This is a genomic window from Pseudomonas syringae pv. cilantro, assembly GCF_001293775.1.
Classification (GTDB): domain Bacteria; phylum Pseudomonadota; class Gammaproteobacteria; order Pseudomonadales; family Pseudomonadaceae; genus Aquipseudomonas; species Aquipseudomonas syringae_P.
Window position 1 is genome coordinate 1 of sequence record NZ_LGLN01000087.1, and the last position, 1,489, is coordinate 1,489.

Consider the following 1,489-nt stretch of genomic DNA (forward strand, 5'->3'; position numbering starts at 1 on the left):
CCGAAGTGAATTCGGAACGCAAAAGCCGGGCTTTCGACGACAGCAAAGTCTCTGCCCACACCGCGATCATCCCTACAGCGGTCAAGATCGACGTTACCCAGCTGAACACCGATGAACGCGCCGTGTACTTGGCCATCGTCAAACGCTACGTCGCGCTATTCATGCCCGATAAGCGCTACCTCAGTGCCGAAGTGCGTCTTGGCGTGAGCGGACACACCTTCGTTGCGCGCTCCACCAAAGTGACGCACCCCGGCTGGACAGCGCAGGTCACTGAGGAAAACGAGCAAGACGAAGACGCATCGGACACTGCTGAGGTTGCGAGCCCCTTCGATGCTCTAGCGGATCTGAAAGTCGGAGGCCGGGGTATGCGACGGCATCACGGTAACCAAAGAAAAAACCAAGCCTCTGCCGCTCTACACCGAAGGCGAGCTGCTCAAGGATCTACGTCGTGTCGCCAAGTATGTGACAGATCCACGTATCAAGCAGCTGCTGATCGCCCGCGACCAGGGCAAAAAAGACGAGAACGGCGGCATCGGCACTGCGGCGACCCGCGCCGCGATGCTGGCCAAGCTTCAGGAGCGTGGTTTTTACGCGGTAGAGAAGAAAAAACTGATCCCCACAGCGTTGGGCCTGGAATTCATCGCTGCGTTGCCAACGATTGCGACCACGCCGGACATGACCGCGCTCTGGCATGAACAGCAACAGATGATCGAGGCCGGTGAACTGACCGTGGACGCGTTCCTGGACGAACTGGAGGACTTCATTGCCCACCAGGTGCAGAACATCGACCTGGGCAACGTGCAGGGTGACGGGAAGCCGGTACTGGAAAGCCTGAACGCCAAGTGCCCCATGTGCGGCAGTGAACTGGCCGTTACCCCGCGAGTGATCGGATGTCGCGCCTGCCCCTTCAAGTTCCATCCGGAAGTCAGCGGCAAGATGCTGTCGCCCGGCCAGATCGAGGCGCTGCTGACGAATGGCAAGACCGGCGTACTGAAGGGTTTTCACAGCAAGAAAACCGGCAAGTCCTTTGAAGCGGCCCTGAAGCTCAATCACGAAGCGAAGCTAGAATTCGTGTTCAGCCGCAAACCAAAGCGCGCATGACCCCATCTTCAAAGGAGGCATTAGCTATGCCAGAGGAACAACAGCCCAAGGCGGCTCAGTGGCCAGACGGCGAAACGATGACGGCGCACTGCCCCAACTGCGAAACCCCCGCGACCGTCGATATCGTCAACGTCAGAGCGTGGGACATGACCTGGCGACGGGTGGATTGTGACACCTGTTTTGCAGAGTTTGAGTTGTCGGCAGACGGCAAAACGGCATTGCTGCTGGGCCCAGTTGAACAGACCACAGCCCGAGGCCGCGAGCTTCTGAGCAATATATTCGTGTTTGACCCGAACGAAGACACCCCTTAACGAACTCATTGAAGAAGGAGCGCAATCATGGCGCGTGGCATCAATAAAGTGATCCTGGTAGGCACCTGCGGACAAGA

The 1,489-nt window shown here is 58.2% G+C and carries 1 protein-coding gene and 1 pseudogene; both read left to right on the top strand.

The annotated features are described in order from the left end of the window. Positions 1-1,101, top strand: a pseudogene (locus ABJ99_RS24830) (type IA DNA topoisomerase); the annotation flags it as partial. A 26-nt stretch (positions 1,102-1,127) separates the two neighbouring features. Next, on the top strand, positions 1,128-1,412 hold the full coding sequence (locus ABJ99_RS24835) for a hypothetical protein (protein ID WP_054088055.1): 285 nt from the start codon (positions 1,128-1,130) through the stop codon (positions 1,410-1,412). Positions 1,413-1,489: the final 77 nt, after the last annotated feature.